The sequence below is a fragment of the Pontibacter korlensis genome, from assembly GCF_000973725.1.
In the GTDB taxonomy this organism is placed as follows: Bacteria; Bacteroidota; Bacteroidia; order Cytophagales; family Hymenobacteraceae; genus Pontibacter; species Pontibacter korlensis.
On the sequence record NZ_CP009621.1, the window covers coordinates 1,568,291 to 1,583,164 of the forward strand.

A 14,874-nucleotide genomic window follows, 5' to 3' on the forward strand; every position below is an offset into this window, starting at 1 on the left:
GCTCTTTTTATTTAAGAGGTAAGAGGTTTACAACTGCTTTGCTCCACTAGATTAACCAGCTAAAAACAAACTGATTCTGTATATTCATAGTTAAGAAGAAAGACATACAGAGAACTGTCGTCTTATCGTTAAAAAGAAAACTATGTGCAGGAACATACTCTATACTTTAATGCTCTCGCTAATGGTGCTGATAGCAGCACCAGTGGCTAAGGCGCAGCAGCAGGACCTGGAACTGGCACGGCAGTATTTTAGCCAGGGCGATTATACAAAAGCAGAGGAGCTGTACGGGAAGTTGATTGACAATCAGCGGCTGTTTCATGCTGTATACCCCGATTACCTGAAAACACTGCTGGCCCAGCGCAACTATAAGGAGGCCGAGAAGCTGGTTAAGAAAACAATCAAGCGTTTTCCAGGCAATCCAAGTTTCGAGATAGACCTGGGGTTAGTATATCAGGCGTCAGGCAATAAAGCTGCTGCTGAAAAACAGTTTGATAAGCTGTTAGAAACAATGAACTCTGAAGCGGTTGTAGTGGTAGCCAATGCGTTCATGCAGAACGACCTGTTCGATTACGCTGAAAAAGCCTACCTGCGTGGCCGCCAGGTCAGCAAAGATCCTACTTCTTATACCAGGCCCCTTATTGCGCTGTATGCCTACAGGCAGAAGACAGATAAGCTGATACCTGAGGTGCTGAACCTGTTGCAGGAGAACGAGAGTGAGCTAGGGTATGTACAGAGTAGGTTGCAGAACAGTATACAAGAGGAAGAGAATCATGACCTCCTCGAAAAAGAGCTCATACTGCGTGTGCAGCAGAATCCGGATAAGCTGTCTTACAACGAAATGCTTATCTGGCTCTATATTCAGCGGAAGGACTTCTACAGTGCTTTGATGCAGGCAAGGGCAGTAGATAAGCGTACACGCAGCGGCGGCACACGTGTGATGGAGTTGGGTGCAATCAGCTTGAAGAATAACGATTACCAAGGAGCTATTGAGGCATTTCAGTATATCGTAGAGGAGTATCCGGACGGGCCGTATTACCTGGTGGCGCGGCAGCGGCTGATAAATGCCCGCGAGGAGCAGGTAGAAAATACCTTTCCGATAGATAAAGAAAAAATACAGGCGCTAATTACTGACTATGAGGCACTGCTAAACGAAGTAGGACGTCGGCCAGAAACAGTGGAAGTGCTGCAGCACATGGCCGGTCTGTACGCCTTCCATCTTGATGAGAAGGAGAAGGCTATAGTCCTGCTACAGGAGGCTATTGCCATGCCACGAGCTAACCCAAGTCTGGTAGCAGACAGCAAGCTTACCCTTGGCGACATCTACCTACTGAAGGGGGAGCCGTGGGAAAGTACACTACTGTACTCACAGGTAGAGAAATCGCATAAGGAGACTCCTGTAGGGCATGAGGCTAAGCTGCGCAACGCACGCCTGAACTACTACAAAGGAGACTTTGAGCTTGCTCAGGCGCATCTGGATATCTTAAAAATGGCTACCAGCCGTGAAATAGCCAACGATGCCATGGACCTGAGCCTTCTGATTACAGATAATACTGGTTTGGACACCTCTACTGTAGCGATGGAGGAGTACGCAACCATTGACCTGCTCATTTTCCAGAACAAGCTTCCAGAGGCTTTAACCGCACTGGATGGTATGTTGCAAAAATATCCTGGCCATAGCCTGACAGATGAGATATACTTTCAGAAAGCAAGTATACATGAGCGAATGGGAGATTTTAACCTGGCAGTAGATAACCTTCAGAAGATAGTAGGAAACCCGCAGTATGACATTTTGAGTGATGATGCCTTGTACCGTATGGCCTATATTTATGAGGAAAACCTGAAGGATACGGAGAAGGCCCAACAGCTGTACAACGAGTTGCTGGTTAAGCACCAGGGTAGTATTTACGCGGCAGAGGCCAGAAAACGCTTCCGGAATTTGCGCGGCGATAAGCTGAACTAAGCTACCTGCTTAGGAAAAGAAAATAAAAAGGAAGAGTATAAAAAGGAGGAAGAACCCATACATGATCAGGTCCAGCGAATAATTTTTATACTTTCTGAAAATTTCTCTGAATCGTTTCACCTCTAGCCCTGTTAATCAGACAAAAGTAGGAAAATAACCGTGAAGGCAAATAGCACGGCAGGCGGTGCTGTTTAATTTAGTTACCTTTGCGACAGAACAAGTGTAGTGCAGAAAGAGTTTATGGAGAAAAGGTGGGTCATTAGCCAGGAGGCACCGGCAGAAGTTGTGCAGCAACTTTCAGAGGAGCTGAAGATTAGCTCTACTTTAGCTTCTATACTTTGCCAGCGCAGCATCTGCACCTTCGAAGAAGCAAAGCACTTTTTCCGCCCCTCTCTGCAGGACCTTCACGACCCATTTCTGATGAAGGATATGGGCAAGGCTGTAAACCGCCTGAACGAGGCCCTGCACCGCAACGAAAGGATACTAGTCTACGGAGATTACGATGTAGATGGTACTACCTCTGTAGCACTAATGTATGGTTTCCTGCGCAACTATACTTCCAGCATCGACTTTTACATTCCAGACAGATATAAGGAAGGCTATGGTGTATCAAGCCAGGGTATAGATTGGGCTGCCGAAAACGGATTCACGCTCATTGTTAGCCTTGACTGTGGTATCAAGTCTGCTGATAAGGTGGCTTATGCCTCTGAGAAAGGGATTGACTTTATCATTTGCGATCATCACTTACCTGACGATGATATTCCTCGGGCTGTGGCTGTGCTAGACCCTAAGCAAGTAGATTGCCCTTACCCATACAAGGAGCTTTCCGGGTGTGGGGTAGGCTTTAAGCTGCTGCAGGCTTTCTGTACGCAAAACGACATTGCTCAGGAAGAGGTTTATAAGCTGCTGGACCTGCTGGTAGTAAGTATAGCCGCAGACATTGTGCCTATTACTGGAGAAAATCGCATTCTGGCTTATTATGGGTTGCAGCACCTGAACGGGCCACAACCCATGCGTCCGGGGCTGGATGCTCTGAAAGAGCTGGCAGATATCCGTAGCGAGATGGACATAACCAGCATTGTGTTCGGCTTTGCGCCGCGTATTAACGCCGCAGGGCGTATGGGAGATGCCAAGAACTCGGTGCGTATGTTATTGGCTCAGACGAAGGAGGAGGCTTTCAAGATGGCCGATATCATCAATGAGTCAAACAAGGCCCGCCGCGACAAGGACAGCAACATAACCAAAGAGGCCTTGCAGATGATTGAGCAGGATGATTTCTTGCGCACAGCAAACTCAACCGTGCTTTTTAAAGAGACCTGGCACAAAGGTGTGATCGGTATTGTGGCCTCCCGCTGTATAGAGCACTACTACCGCCCCACCATCATACTTACCCAGTCTAACGGGAAAGCTTCCGGCTCTGCCAGGTCAGTACACGGTTTTAACGTACACAATGCCATTGAGAGCTGTTCAGACCTTCTGGAGCAGTTCGGAGGGCATATGTATGCTGCAGGCTTAACTTTGCCAGTAGAGAACATTCCGGCCTTCAGAAAGCGCTTTGAAGAGGTGGTAGCCAGCACCATTACGGCTGAGCAGAAAATACCGCAGATCGAAATTGACGCACCGCTCCAGCTGAAACAAATAACCCGCAACTTCTATAACATAGTGCGGCAGATGGAGCCGTTTGGTCCAGGAAATATGCGCCCAGTATTCGTGTCGGAGTGTGTTTATGATACCGGGAGCGTACGCGTAGTAGGTGATTCACACCTGAAACTGCGCCTTACGCAGGACGGCTTTTACAGCATCGATGCTATTGGTTTTGGCCTCGGCGATTACTACGATCGCATTAGCAAAGGTATCCCATTTGATGTGTGCTACACCATAGAGGAAAACATTTTCCGGGGCGTTATTACACTGCAGTTACGCATTAAAGACATTCGCATACAATAAGAGAGGCTCCTTTTCGGGAGCCTTTCTTATTAGTTATAAAGTACATGAAGTCTACGGCAGTGGCTGATGGTGCTTTAACTGCGTCAGCGGGCTTGAGTAGTCGAAATGCTGGGCAGTAAGCTCTGGCAAGCACAGTTGGGTGAGCTGTTCAAAGCTGCCGGCAAAAAAGTTGATGTCTACGGCCGAGTTTATGCCAGCAACAGAGCCACGGTCGGTAAACTGCCAAAACATCCAGCTGTCGGTGTGGTGTATCTCAGGCTTTACATCGCTGTAGCGGGCAATCCAGAAATGATACTCCGGGAAGTGGCCCTTCAGGTAGCGGCGATAATAATTTTGACCTGTGTAGATAATCGGGCGCACGCCATAGTGAGCTGTAACTGCCTCCAGCCAAGCACGAACGTCCTTACGCAGCTGCTCCGGGCTTACAGTTCTGTCTGTCACTTCTAAGTCCAATACAGGCGGCAGGTCCCCTGATTCCAGCGTAACAGTGCTAGTAAACAGCTTTACTTGCTCTGCTACCGGAATCTCCGGCTTATAGAAATGATAGGCACCGCGCTTGATGCCATGGCGCTTCGTCTCTTCCCAGTTGCGGGCAAAAAACGGGTCCAGCCTATAATCGCCTTCTGTAGCCTTAATGAAAGCAAAAGACACCTGCGATTCGCTCACCATGGTCCAGTTTACTTCTTTCTGCCATCTAGATACATCAATGCCCTTAACAACAGTAGAAGAGCTGCTGTTGCTGCTATTTTCGGATGAAGCAACTTTAGGGTCGTTGTCATCAGTACCCGTAGGTGCTGCAACGGCTATACTGCTACAGACTAGCAGCCCTGAAAAGGCAAGCCTCCGGCAAGTTGAAAGAAGTAAACGTACTGTCATAAAGTAAGTAAGGTTGTGTAGATTGTAAGCGTGTATCAAATTAATTATTAATCTCGCATTAGACAATACCTGATTACAAGGATTATATACTTTATTTAATTTTTATTAATAGTAAGCTTCTAATATACAAGAAGTTTACAGCTAAGCCTGCTAACTGGCACACACGTTGCAGGATGCAGGCTTTATGCGTAATTTAGCCACAATGATACTGAGAGCAGAACACCTGATAAAGAAGTATAAATCCCGCACCGTTGTAAATGATGTGAGCGTGGAGGTGAACCAGGGCGAAATTGTAGGTTTGCTGGGCCCTAATGGTGCAGGCAAGACTACATCTTTTTATATGATAGTAGGGTTGGTGAAGCCAAACGAGGGTAAGATTTTCTTGGATAAGGAGGATATAACTGACCTGCCTATGTACAAGCGTGCTAAACGCGGGGTAGGATACCTTGCACAGGAAGCCTCAGTTTTTCGGCAGCTAACGGTGGAGGAGAACATCCTGTCGGTGCTGGAGATGACGAAGCTGCCTAAGAAGGCGCAGTATGAGAAGGTGGAAGAGCTGCTGGAGGAGTTTTCGCTCACGCATGTGCGCAAGAACAAGGGCATCGTGTTGAGTGGTGGTGAGCGCCGCCGTACAGAGATTGCCCGCGCCCTGGCCGTAGATCCTAAGTTTGTGCTGTTAGATGAACCTTTTGCTGGTGTAGACCCCATTGCTGTGGAGGAGATTCAGAGCATTGTGGCTAAGCTTAAGAACAAGAACATCGGTATCCTCATCACTGACCACAACGTAAACGAAACCCTATCCATTACTGACCGCGCCTATCTGCTGTTTGAGGGCAAGATCCTGAAGGCCGGTACTGCCGAAGAACTTGCCGCCGATGAGCAGGTACGTCGCGTATACTTAGGTAAACACTTTGAATTAAAGAGAAAGATTTAGTCTTTAATAGGTATATTACAAGGCTAGTGTTTGCAAATACAGTATAAGGAAAGGCTGTTTAACCCTTTAGCCAATTTACCTTGGAGATCATAAATTCTATTTTAACGTGGGTAATGAAGAAGCGGATCCATGACATAGATCTGTTTCGGAAGTATCCGCATGAAGTGCAGTTGGAGCTGTTTCAAAACCTGATTAGCACAGCGAAGAATACTGAATGGGGCCGCAAGTATGGCTATGAAGATAACCTGAGTGTTCGGGAGTTTCAGGAGCGGGTGCCTATCAGTACGTATGAAGACCTGTATCCTTACATTGAGCGTGTGATGAAAGGAGAGCAGAACCTGCTGTGGCCAACTAAAATTGAGTGGTTTGCAAAGTCATCGGGCACTACAAACGCCCGCAGTAAATACATACCTGTTAGCCCGGAGTCGCTGGAGGATTGTCACTACAAGGGCGGCAAGGACATGCTTTCCATCTATGTAAACCTGTACCCGGAGACCAAGCTGTTTACCGGCAAAGGCCTCTCTATTGGTGGCAGCCACCATCCCAGCGAACTAAATGCTAAAGTTAATTGCGGCGACGTGTCGGCCGTGATTATGCAGAACCTGCCTATCTGGGCTGAAGCCATACGTACTCCCCCGCTTAAGATCGCCCTTATGGATAAGTGGGAGGAGAAGATCGAGAAGATGGTGGAGGTGACAGTGAAGGAAAACGTAACCAGCATGAGTGGTGTGCCTACCTGGACATATGTGCTGCTGAAGCGTATTTTAGAGGTGACAGGCAAAAGCAACATACTTGAAATATGGCCAAACTTGGAGCTCTTTACTCATGGTGCCGTGGCTTTTGGTCCATACCGACAGCTTTTCCGAGATATCATCCCGTCGGACCAAATGAATTATCTGGAGGTATACAATGCCTCCGAAGGCTTCTTTGGCATTCAGGACCAAGCCGGGACTGAGGATGAGATGCTGCTGATGCTGGACTACGGTGTATACTATGAGTTTATTCCGATGGACCAGTTCGAGGAGGAGAATCCTAAGACATTGACGCTGGATCAGGTAGAACTTGGAAAGAACTATGCCATCGTTATCTCGACCAATGCGGGCCTATGGCGTTATAAAATAGGCGACACTGTTCGCTTTACCAGCCTAAGCCCATATCGCATCAAAATATCCGGACGCACGAAACACTTCATCAATGCCTTTGGCGAGGAGGTGATAGTAGAGAACGCTGAGGAGGCTATTACCAATGCCTGCGATGCTACTGGCGCCATTATCTCTAATTTTACGGCTTGCCCTGTTTACCTGGAGAGCGATAAGCGTGGCGGGCATGAGTGGCTGATAGAGTTTGAGAAAGAACCAAACGATCTGAAGCGCTTTACACAAGTGCTGGACGAAAAGCTACGTGAGGTAAACTCCGACTACGATGCTAAGCGGCAGAACGATATCGCGTTACAGGGACCACTGGTGCATGCAGCACCAAAGGGCACTTTCCTGAACTGGCTTAGCCACAAAGGCAAACTAGGTGGCCAGAACAAAGTACCCCGCCTAAGCAACACCCGCGATTACCTGGAGGAAATTATGCAGGTGAATGGGCTGTAGGAAGTTAAAAATTTGGGAGTTAAAGGTTATAAAGTGATCCAACTACCCCAACCCTTTAAGCAAGGAGCGGCTAGGATGGTGTGAGCCACTTTTATGAGGTATAAAATAGCAGCGCCCCAGCAATTTATACTTGTCGGGGCACTGCTGTTTATATGAATTTATACTTTCTACTCTAGGAAGCTACTCATAAATCCGCCTTCTTTTTTGGCATTCTCACCGCGAGGCAAAAGTGCTTCGATCAGCTTCTTCACTGGCATTGACTGCAGCCACACACGGCCAGTGCCGCGCAATGTAGCCAGGAACAAGCCTTCACCGCCAAAGATCATAGATTTAAGACCTCCGGCACGTTGTACGCTGAAATCAATGCCTTCCTCGAAAGCAACCACACAGCCAGTGTCTACGCGCAGTGTTTCGTTGTTCAATTGCTTCTCCACAATGGTACCACCGGCGTGTACGAAAGCCAGGCCATCGCCCTGCATGCGCTGAAGTATAAAGCCTTCGCCACCAAAGAAGCCCGAGCCTAGTCGCTGGTTAAAGTGGATGCTGAGCTTCGTACCCAAAGCTGCAGCCAGAAAAGCATCTTTTTGTGTGATCAGCGTGTTGTTTCGGGTGGTGCTGAGGTCAATTGGAAGTATGGTGCCAGGATAGGGGGCTGAGAAGGCTACTCTGCTTTTGCCAGGGCCTCGGTGCGTAAAGTGCGTCATGAACAGCGACTCACCGGTTATTACACGGGCACCAGCCGACACCAGCTTGCCGAAAAAGCCCTGACTAGGATTGGAGCCATCACCCATCTTTGCCTCAAAGTCGATGCCGTCCTCCATGTATACCATGGCGCCAGCCTCGGCAATTACAGTTTCGTGCGGGTCCAGTTCAATTTCCAGCACCTGTATGTCATTACCAAAAATCTTGTAGTCAATTTCATGCGAGTTTCTCATAGTTGTAGTAGGGGGTTTGTGAGGACAGAAATATAATTGATTTTTAAGAGACAAGACAAGCCGATGCTCAAATTATGATACACCGGCTCTAGTACTTATAAAGTGCAATCACACCTGACTTAGGTGCGTTAATCTTCCTCAGCTTCGTCTTCATCGTCTTCCTCACCTTTTTTGCGACGGCGGGCTTTGGGTAGGTTCTTATCATCCTCGTCATCAGAAACGGAGCTAGTATTGCGCACGAAATCCTCATCAGTTTCCTCGGCCTCCTCGTTTTCCTCCACATGGAAGGCTTCCTCCTCTTCCCGTTTTGCCTTCTCGGCAGCGTCACGTTTCATCAGCTTCTTATCATCCACGTTCTGGTTCAGGAAATCGTTGATTTTATCGATGCTGTAGTTGGAAATGATCTCACCGTGCTCGTTCACCTTAATCTCAAAGCCCTCCAAATCCTTGTGCACCCGCGACTTCTTCTTCTCGTTTTTACTTTCCTTTTTATTCTTAGCCATTATATTTCTCGTGTGGTTATACTTTGTTGTATAAGCGAGGCAGGTGTAATTTGTTACAAGGCGGGCACAAAGGGCAATAAAAAAGGCCAGCCATAGGGCCAGCCTTTCTTAAAGTAAGTATGGTTATTCTTTATGCTGATGCATAGCTGCTAAGCTTGCTGATAGCAGTTTCAATGCGCTGGATCGTCTCCTCACGCCCGATCACCTCAATAATCTGCATCAGGTCCGGACCAGCCTCGGCACCGGTTACAGCCAGGCGCAGCGCCTGCATCACCTGCCCGATCTTCATACCGTGGCGCTCCAGTATGCCTACCAACAACTCCTTAACGGTATCAGCGTTAAAATCCTGCAGCGATGGCAGCTCGTTCTTGAAATCTTCGAAAACGGCAACCGACTGGCTGTTCCACTTCTTAGAAGCTACCTTCTCGTTATACTCCTCCGGAGCAATAAAGAAATACTTAGCCTCTTGCCAGAAGTCCTGCGGGAACGACACACGCTCCTTCATCAGACCGGCAATCTTCTCTGCCTTCTCAGGTGTAGTGGTGATGTTATGCTCAGCCAAGGCCTTGATCAGGTAGTTGGCTAGCTCATTGTCTGGCTTAGCACGCAGGTACTGCTCATTAAACCAGCGGGCCTTCTGGATATCAAAGCGGGTACCAGACTTACCGATACGCTCCACAGAGAATTCATCAATAAGCTCCTTCAAAGAGAAGATCTCCTGACTAGTGCCCGGGTTCCAGCCTAGGAACGCAAGGAAGTTAACAAAAGCCTCTGGCAGGTAGCCGCTCTCACGGTAACCTGACGATATCTCTCCTGTGTTCGGGTCCTGCCAGCGCAGCGGGAATACAGGGAAGCCCAGCTTATCTCCGTCACGCTTGCTCAGTTTACCGTTTCCGTCTGGCTTAAGCAACAGCGGTAGGTGGGCAAACTCTGGCATGGTATCTTCCCAGCCCAGGTAGCGGTACAGCAGCACGTGCAGCGGCGCAGATGGTAACCACTCCTCGCCACGAATCACGTGTGTGATCTTCATCAGATGGTCGTCCACAATGTTAGCCAGGTGGTACGTAGGCATACCATCTGATTTCATCAGTACTTTATCATCAATAGAAGAAGAGTGCACCATTACCCAACCACGGATCAGGTCTTTCAGGCGTATCTCCTCCTTACGTGGAACTTTCAGACGGATCACGTATGGCTCACCAGAATCCAGACGCTTCTTCACCTCATCCTCAGGCAGGGTGAGGGAGTTTTTCATCGTCATGCGGGTGATGGCGTTGTATTGTGGAGTAGCCACTTTTGCAGCCTTCAGGCGCTCGCGCATCTCCTCCAGCTCTTCAGCTGTGTCAAAGGCATAATAAGCATGGCCTGCTTCTACAAGCTGCAGGGCATACTGCATGTACATCGGCTTACGCTCCGACTGGCGGTAAGGTGCGTACGGTCCGCCGTTCCAAGGGCTTTCGTCCAGTTCGATACCGCACCACTCCAAAGACTCACGGATGTAATCCTCTGCACCTGGCACAAACCGGTTCTGGTCTGTGTCTTCGATGCGCAGGATCATTTTACCGCCGGTCTTGCGGGCCAGCAGGTAGTTGTAAAGGGCAGTGCGCACACCGCCGATATGGAGAGGCCCTGTTGGGCTTGGGGCAAAGCGTACTCTAACTTCTCTTTCCATGTATGGTTGTCTGATTCAGATCGTTCAAATTTGGTGCAAAGGTACGAAATAAAGTGTCGTTTCGGTAACGGTAAAATACTGTGCTTGTTTCGAAAGCTGTACTTATAGCTTTTAAACGTAGTGTACACATAACTAATTAATTACGTATCTGGCAGTATAAAAAACTGCTCATGACAGTAAGGAAGCGCCTGTGGATGGTTTGGTGCCTGCTAAAGGAAACATACCTCGAGTTTATTGATAACAACTCCTTTCAGAAGGGAGCGGCGCTGGCGTACTATACTATTTTTGCGCTGCCACCTATGCTCATCATAATTATCAGCGCAGCCGGGTACTTTTTTGGTGAGCAGGCTGTGTCGGGCGAGATTTACTACCGCATCAAAGAGTTGATAGGCACGGAGGGTGCCTACGCGGTACAGAAGATGGTGGAGAACGTAAACGAGTTCGGGGACTTTAGCTTAGCGGCAATGGTGGGCACCATTGCACTTTTTATAGCAGCAACAGGTGTTTTTATATCCCTACAAGACTCCCTGAATGAAATATGGCACGTAAAGCCGGTGCCTAAACGTGGTTATCTGAAGCTGCTGCTGGACCGCGTTCTTTCCTTTGGAATGATCCTGACCATTGCCATTGTACTGCTGCTGTCTCTTTTGGCAAACGCCATACTAGTAGCAATAGGCGATTTTCTTACCGCGCGTTTCTCAGGTTGGATAGTATATGTACTGCACTTGGCCAACTTAGCCTCGGCCTTCTTGCTCATGTCTTTCTTGTTTGCCTGCATCTATAAGTTTCTGCCAGATGCCAAAATAAAGTGGCGCGATGTGACAGTAGGGGCACTGGTTACCTCGCTGCTGTTCGTGCTGTTCCGTGGCCTGATTGGGTTTTATTTGGGCAAAAACGATGTAGGATCGGTATACGGGGCCGCCGGCTCTATTGTGGTTATACTTACTTGGGTGTTCTTCACTTCGCAGATCATCTTTTTCGGCGCTGTTTTCACCTTTGTTTACTCTCGCAAGTATGGCTACAACATTTATCCGTCAGACTATGCTGTGCGTGTGATACGACAGGAAGTGGAAGTTGGTAACTCTGCAGTGAACACAGAGCCGGGTAAACATGCGCGGGAAGTATACGGAGAGCCTGAGGAAGAACTGGAGCCACCTGCAGGAGGAGACGCTGCGAAAGGGGCGAATATCTGATGAAACAGGTAAAAGAAAAAGGACAAAAGATAGAAAACGTCTTGACATTGTCCTATACCTTTTGTCCTTAGGAATTATCGTCTTGAAGTACTACTTCGCTGCGATGCAGGAAATCTCCACATTCACATCTTTTGGCAAGCGGCTTACCTCAACAGTTTCGCGGGCAGGAGGGTTGCTTGTAAAGTAGCTGCCGTAAGTCTCGTTTATCTTTCCAAAGTTGTTCAGGTCCTTTACAAAGATAGTGCACTTAAGCACATTGCTGAAGTCCATGCCAGCTTCTGCAAGTATAGCCTGCAGGTTCTGCATTACCTTGTGCGTTTCGTTTTCAATGTTGTCATTTACTAGGTTGCCGCTCTCTGCATCCAGCGCAATTTGGCCAGATACATACAGTGTGCCATTGGCCAGAGTAGCCTGGCTGTAAGGGCCAATAGGAGCCGGAGCCTTGGAAGAGTTGATAATGTTATGTGCCATAGGGGATTCGTTTTAGTTTGTATCTTTACCATCAAAAGTACAGAAAATATGCACATAGTTGTTTTGTCTGGCCCGGAAATGGCCACAGAGTTCAAGCAAAAGTTCCAGGAGGAAAGAGAAGGTGTCAGCTATTCTTTTCTGCATCACCACACTCTGCTAGATGAGCAACTACAGCCAAGCGACATAGTTTTTGATTTCCTGCTGTATGAGCAGCCAGAGCGCCTGAACCTGTATGCACCGGAGCAGGTGGTGTTTTGTAATGCGGTTACCGTGCAGTTAGCTGCGCTTGTAAGCGAGGCTGATTTGGAGCAGTCCTGCACCTTAATTGGGTTTAATGGTTTGCCTACGCTGTTCAACCGGCCAGTGCTGGAGGTGAGTTTGCTACGCAAAGAAGATGAGTCGAAGCTTCAGGAAGTGTGTGAGGTGTTGGGTACGGAATACCTGCTGGTAGAGGACCGTGTGGGAATGGTTACCCCACGCATCATCTGCATGATCATTAACGAGGCCTGCTATACCTTACAAGAGAAAACGGCAGGTATCGATGACATAAACCAAGGAATGAAGCTCGGGACTAATTATCCTAAAGGTCCTTTTGAGTGGGCTAATCAGATTGGTGTTCAGAACGTGTATCAGGTGCTGCAGGCAGTGTATGAAGACACCAAAGAAGAGCGCTATAAAATCTGTCCATTGCTGAAGACGAAATACCTAAAGAAGGAGACATTTTAGGTATGGCTGTTAGCTTTCAGAACACAAGTAAGAAAAACAGAAAGGGGAGCCATGATATGACTCCCCTTTCTGTTTTTTTATGTCTCAGTGACTATTCTACTGTAACAGACTTAGCAAGATTACGAGGCTGGTCAACGTTACAGCCGCGCATTACCGCAATATGGTAAGAAAGCAACTGTAGCGGAATTACAGACAACAGTGGCATCAGGTGCTCACTTGTCTCCGGAATTTCGATTACGTGGTCCGCCATAGCAGGAATAGTGGTATCGCCCTCGGTTACAATGGCAATCACTTTACCTTTACGTGCCTTTACCTCCTGCACATTGGACACGACCTTCTCATAAGAGCTATCTTTTGTAGCAATTACTACTACTGGCATCTGCTCATCGATCAGTGCGATCGGGCCGTGCTTCATCTCAGCGGCTGGGTAGCCCTCAGCGTGTATATAAGAGATCTCCTTCAGTTTAAGCGCACCTTCCAAAGCAACTGGGAAGTTATAGCCGCGACCTAAGTAAATGCAGTTAGCTACATCTTTATACTGTTCAGCAATTTTGATGATCTGGTCGTTCAGCTGCAACGCTTCTTCCACTTTGCTTGGGATTGTCTCTAGCTCTACCATCAGCTCATGCAGCTTCGTCGTCTCAAGAGTACCGCGCTTGCTACCAATAATCATGGCAATCAGTGTGAGTACAGTTACCTGTGCTGTAAAGGCTTTGGTGCTTGCCACACCAATCTCAGGTCCGGCATGGGTATAGGCACCCGCATCGGTAGCACGTGCAATAGAAGAACCTACTACGTTACAGATACCGAAAATCGTAGCACCTTTCGATTTAGCCAGTTCTATGGCCGCCAATGTGTCCGCTGTCTCACCAGACTGTGAAATGGCAATTACGATATCTTTTTCGTTAAGAATCGGGTTGCGGTAACGGAATTCAGAGGCGTATTCTACCTCTACCGGGATGCGTGCCAAATCTTCAATCAGGTACTCTGCTACCAGACCAGCGTGCCAGGAAGTACCGCAGGCCACAATGATGATTCTGTTGGCGTTCACGAACTTGTTCTCAAACTCACGGATGCCCGACATCATGAGGTGGTTGCTCTCGGCAATCATACGGCCGCGCATGCTGTCCAGGATAGAGCGTGGCTGCTCAAAAATTTCCTTCAGCATGAAGTGCTCATAGCCACCCTTCTCAATAGACTCCAACTCCATCTCTAGGCGCTGCACATAAGGAGTTTGCTTTACATCCTCTTTCGTGCGAATGTCTAGTTCTCCGTTGTTGATAATCGCCAGCTCGTAGTCATTCAGGTATACTACCTCATTTGTATACTCGATAATAGGGGTAGCGTCTGAGGCCAGGAAGTATTCTCCTTCTCCGACACCTACTACAAGCGGGCTACCTTTACGGGCTGCAATCAGTTGGTTAGGACTGTCTTTAGCTAAAACCACAATAGCGTAAGCGCCTACAACTTCATGCATGGCCAAGCGTACAGCCTCAGGCAAAGTGCAGTTGTTGTTTGCACGGATATCCTCGATCAGGTTGATAAATACTTCTGAGTCTGTATCAGACTGAAATGTATGGCCTTTCTCGATGAGAAGCTTCTTTAAAGAAGCATAGTTCTCAATAATGCCATTATGGATGATGGCGATGTTGCGGGAGGTAGAGTAGTGTGGGTGGGCGTTAACGTCATTTGGCTCGCCGTGTGTAGCCCAGCGGGTATGGCCCATGCCAATGTTGCCGTGCGTGTCTTGCGAGGCAAGATATGCCTCCAGGTCAGCTACCTTTCCTTTTTTCTTATAAACGCTAAGGTCACCGTTCATCAATGCAATACCTGCACTGTCGTATCCTCTGTACTCAAGCCTTTTCAGGCCTTTAATGATAATTGGGCTCGCTTCTCGATGCCCAACGTAAGCTACAATTCCACACATAGGTTTTCTTTAATTTATCTCATAGGTACATATAGGTAGCCGCAAAGGTATCTATTTCTTTTTTATATGTATAACTTCTGCTCGTTAGTGTTGTGTTTTCAGTGTAATATACGAGTCTAAATATCAGTTATA

12 protein-coding genes are annotated in these 14,874 nt (G+C 47.9%); 6 read left to right on the forward strand and 6 right to left on the reverse strand.

Annotated elements, in window-relative coordinates; all coding sequences use genetic code 11:
• Positions 1 to 142 precede the first annotated feature (142 nt).
• The gene (locus tag PKOR_RS06605) at positions 143 to 1,960 is read left to right on the forward strand and encodes a tetratricopeptide repeat protein (RefSeq protein WP_052738746.1); all 1,818 of its coding nucleotides are present in this window, start codon (positions 143 to 145) and stop codon (positions 1,958 to 1,960) included.
• A gap of 240 nt (positions 1,961 to 2,200) precedes the next feature.
• The gene (gene recJ / locus PKOR_RS06610) at positions 2,201 to 3,907 is read left to right on the forward strand and encodes a single-stranded-DNA-specific exonuclease RecJ (protein ID WP_046314174.1); all 1,707 of its coding nucleotides are present in this window, start codon (positions 2,201 to 2,203) and stop codon (positions 3,905 to 3,907) included.
• 51 nt (positions 3,908 to 3,958) lie between these two features.
• On the opposite strand, the gene PKOR_RS06615 is transcribed toward recJ, so the two are convergent.
• Positions 3,959 to 4,783 (reverse strand): glycoside hydrolase family 25 protein, encoded by an 825-nt coding sequence (locus PKOR_RS06615; protein ID WP_046309856.1) that lies wholly within the window; start codon positions 4,781 to 4,783, stop codon positions 3,959 to 3,961.
• A 202-nt stretch (positions 4,784 to 4,985) separates the two neighbouring features.
• Here PKOR_RS06615 and lptB point away from each other — a divergent pair, with 202 nt between their 5' ends.
• Both lptB and PKOR_RS06625 read left to right on the forward strand, forming a co-directional pair.
• Entirely contained in the window at positions 4,986 to 5,717 is a 732-nt protein-coding gene (gene lptB, locus PKOR_RS06620; RefSeq protein WP_046314176.1) for an LPS export ABC transporter ATP-binding protein, read from the forward strand.
• 80 nt (positions 5,718 to 5,797) lie between these two features.
• The gene (locus tag PKOR_RS06625; protein WP_462938320.1) at positions 5,798 to 7,315 is read left to right on the forward strand and encodes a GH3 auxin-responsive promoter family protein; all 1,518 of its coding nucleotides are present in this window, start codon (positions 5,798 to 5,800) and stop codon (positions 7,313 to 7,315) included.
• Positions 7,316 to 7,482: 167 nt separating this feature from the next.
• Here PKOR_RS06625 and PKOR_RS06630 read toward each other — a convergent pair whose 3' ends face one another.
• From PKOR_RS06630 to gltX, 3 genes are all read right to left on the reverse strand, one after another.
• Complete coding sequence (locus PKOR_RS06630) at positions 7,483 to 8,250, reverse strand: TIGR00266 family protein (RefSeq protein ID WP_046309858.1); 768 nt, start codon at positions 8,248 to 8,250, stop codon at positions 7,483 to 7,485.
• 128 nt (positions 8,251 to 8,378) lie between these two features.
• Complete coding sequence (locus PKOR_RS06635) at positions 8,379 to 8,753, reverse strand: hypothetical protein (RefSeq protein ID WP_046309859.1); 375 nt, start codon at positions 8,751 to 8,753, stop codon at positions 8,379 to 8,381.
• Positions 8,754 to 8,883: 130 nt separating this feature from the next.
• Positions 8,884 to 10,425 (reverse strand): glutamate--tRNA ligase, encoded by a 1,542-nt coding sequence (gene gltX / locus PKOR_RS06640; RefSeq protein WP_046309860.1) that lies wholly within the window; start codon positions 10,423 to 10,425, stop codon positions 8,884 to 8,886.
• A 170-nt stretch (positions 10,426 to 10,595) separates the two neighbouring features.
• On the opposite strand from gltX, the gene PKOR_RS06645 reads away from it, so the two are divergent.
• A complete protein-coding gene (locus tag PKOR_RS06645; RefSeq protein ID WP_046309861.1) occupies positions 10,596 to 11,618 on the forward strand; it encodes a YihY/virulence factor BrkB family protein in 1,023 nt (340 codons plus the stop codon).
• A gap of 90 nt (positions 11,619 to 11,708) precedes the next feature.
• Here the strand turns inward: PKOR_RS06645 and PKOR_RS06650 are convergent, their stop codons facing one another.
• On the reverse strand, positions 11,709 to 12,089 hold the full coding sequence (locus PKOR_RS06650; RefSeq protein ID WP_046309862.1) for a RidA family protein: 381 nt from the start codon (positions 12,087 to 12,089) through the stop codon (positions 11,709 to 11,711).
• Between the two features lie 48 nt (positions 12,090 to 12,137).
• Here PKOR_RS06650 and PKOR_RS06655 point away from each other — a divergent pair, with 48 nt between their 5' ends.
• On the forward strand, positions 12,138 to 12,815 hold the full coding sequence (locus PKOR_RS06655) for a 3-hydroxyacyl-CoA dehydrogenase family protein (protein WP_046309863.1): 678 nt from the start codon (positions 12,138 to 12,140) through the stop codon (positions 12,813 to 12,815).
• A 91-nt stretch (positions 12,816 to 12,906) separates the two neighbouring features.
• Here PKOR_RS06655 and glmS read toward each other — a convergent pair whose 3' ends face one another.
• Positions 12,907 to 14,742, reverse strand: a complete 1,836-nt coding sequence (gene glmS, locus PKOR_RS06660; protein WP_046309864.1) for a glutamine--fructose-6-phosphate transaminase (isomerizing) — start codon at positions 14,740 to 14,742, stop codon at positions 12,907 to 12,909.
• Positions 14,743 to 14,874 lie beyond the last annotated feature (132 nt).

What these genes read in the sequence shown, in the direction of transcription:
- PKOR_RS06605 (WP_052738746.1), top strand. Translation starts at nt 143, where the DNA reads ATGTGCAGGAACATACTCTATACTTTAATGCTCTCGCTAATGGTGCTG.
- recJ (WP_046314174.1), top strand. Translation starts at nt 2,201, where the DNA reads ATGGAGAAAAGGTGGGTCATTAGCCAGGAGGCACCGGCAGAAGTTGTG.
- PKOR_RS06615 (WP_046309856.1), bottom strand. Translation starts at nt 4,783, where the DNA reads ATGACAGTACGTTTACTTCTTTCAACTTGCCGGAGGCTTGCCTTTTCA.
- lptB (WP_046314176.1), top strand. Translation starts at nt 4,986, where the DNA reads ATGATACTGAGAGCAGAACACCTGATAAAGAAGTATAAATCCCGCACC.
- PKOR_RS06630 (WP_046309858.1), bottom strand. Translation starts at nt 8,250, where the DNA reads ATGAGAAACTCGCATGAAATTGACTACAAGATTTTTGGTAATGACATA.
- PKOR_RS06635 (WP_046309859.1), bottom strand. Translation starts at nt 8,753, where the DNA reads ATGGCTAAGAATAAAAAGGAAAGTAAAAACGAGAAGAAGAAGTCGCGG.
- gltX (WP_046309860.1), bottom strand. Translation starts at nt 10,425, where the DNA reads ATGGAAAGAGAAGTTAGAGTACGCTTTGCCCCAAGCCCAACAGGGCCT.
- PKOR_RS06645 (WP_046309861.1), top strand. Translation starts at nt 10,596, where the DNA reads ATGACAGTAAGGAAGCGCCTGTGGATGGTTTGGTGCCTGCTAAAGGAA.
- PKOR_RS06650 (WP_046309862.1), bottom strand. Translation starts at nt 12,089, where the DNA reads ATGGCACATAACATTATCAACTCTTCCAAGGCTCCGGCTCCTATTGGC.
- PKOR_RS06655 (WP_046309863.1), top strand. Translation starts at nt 12,138, where the DNA reads ATGCACATAGTTGTTTTGTCTGGCCCGGAAATGGCCACAGAGTTCAAG.
- glmS (WP_046309864.1), bottom strand. Translation starts at nt 14,742, where the DNA reads ATGTGTGGAATTGTAGCTTACGTTGGGCATCGAGAAGCGAGCCCAATT.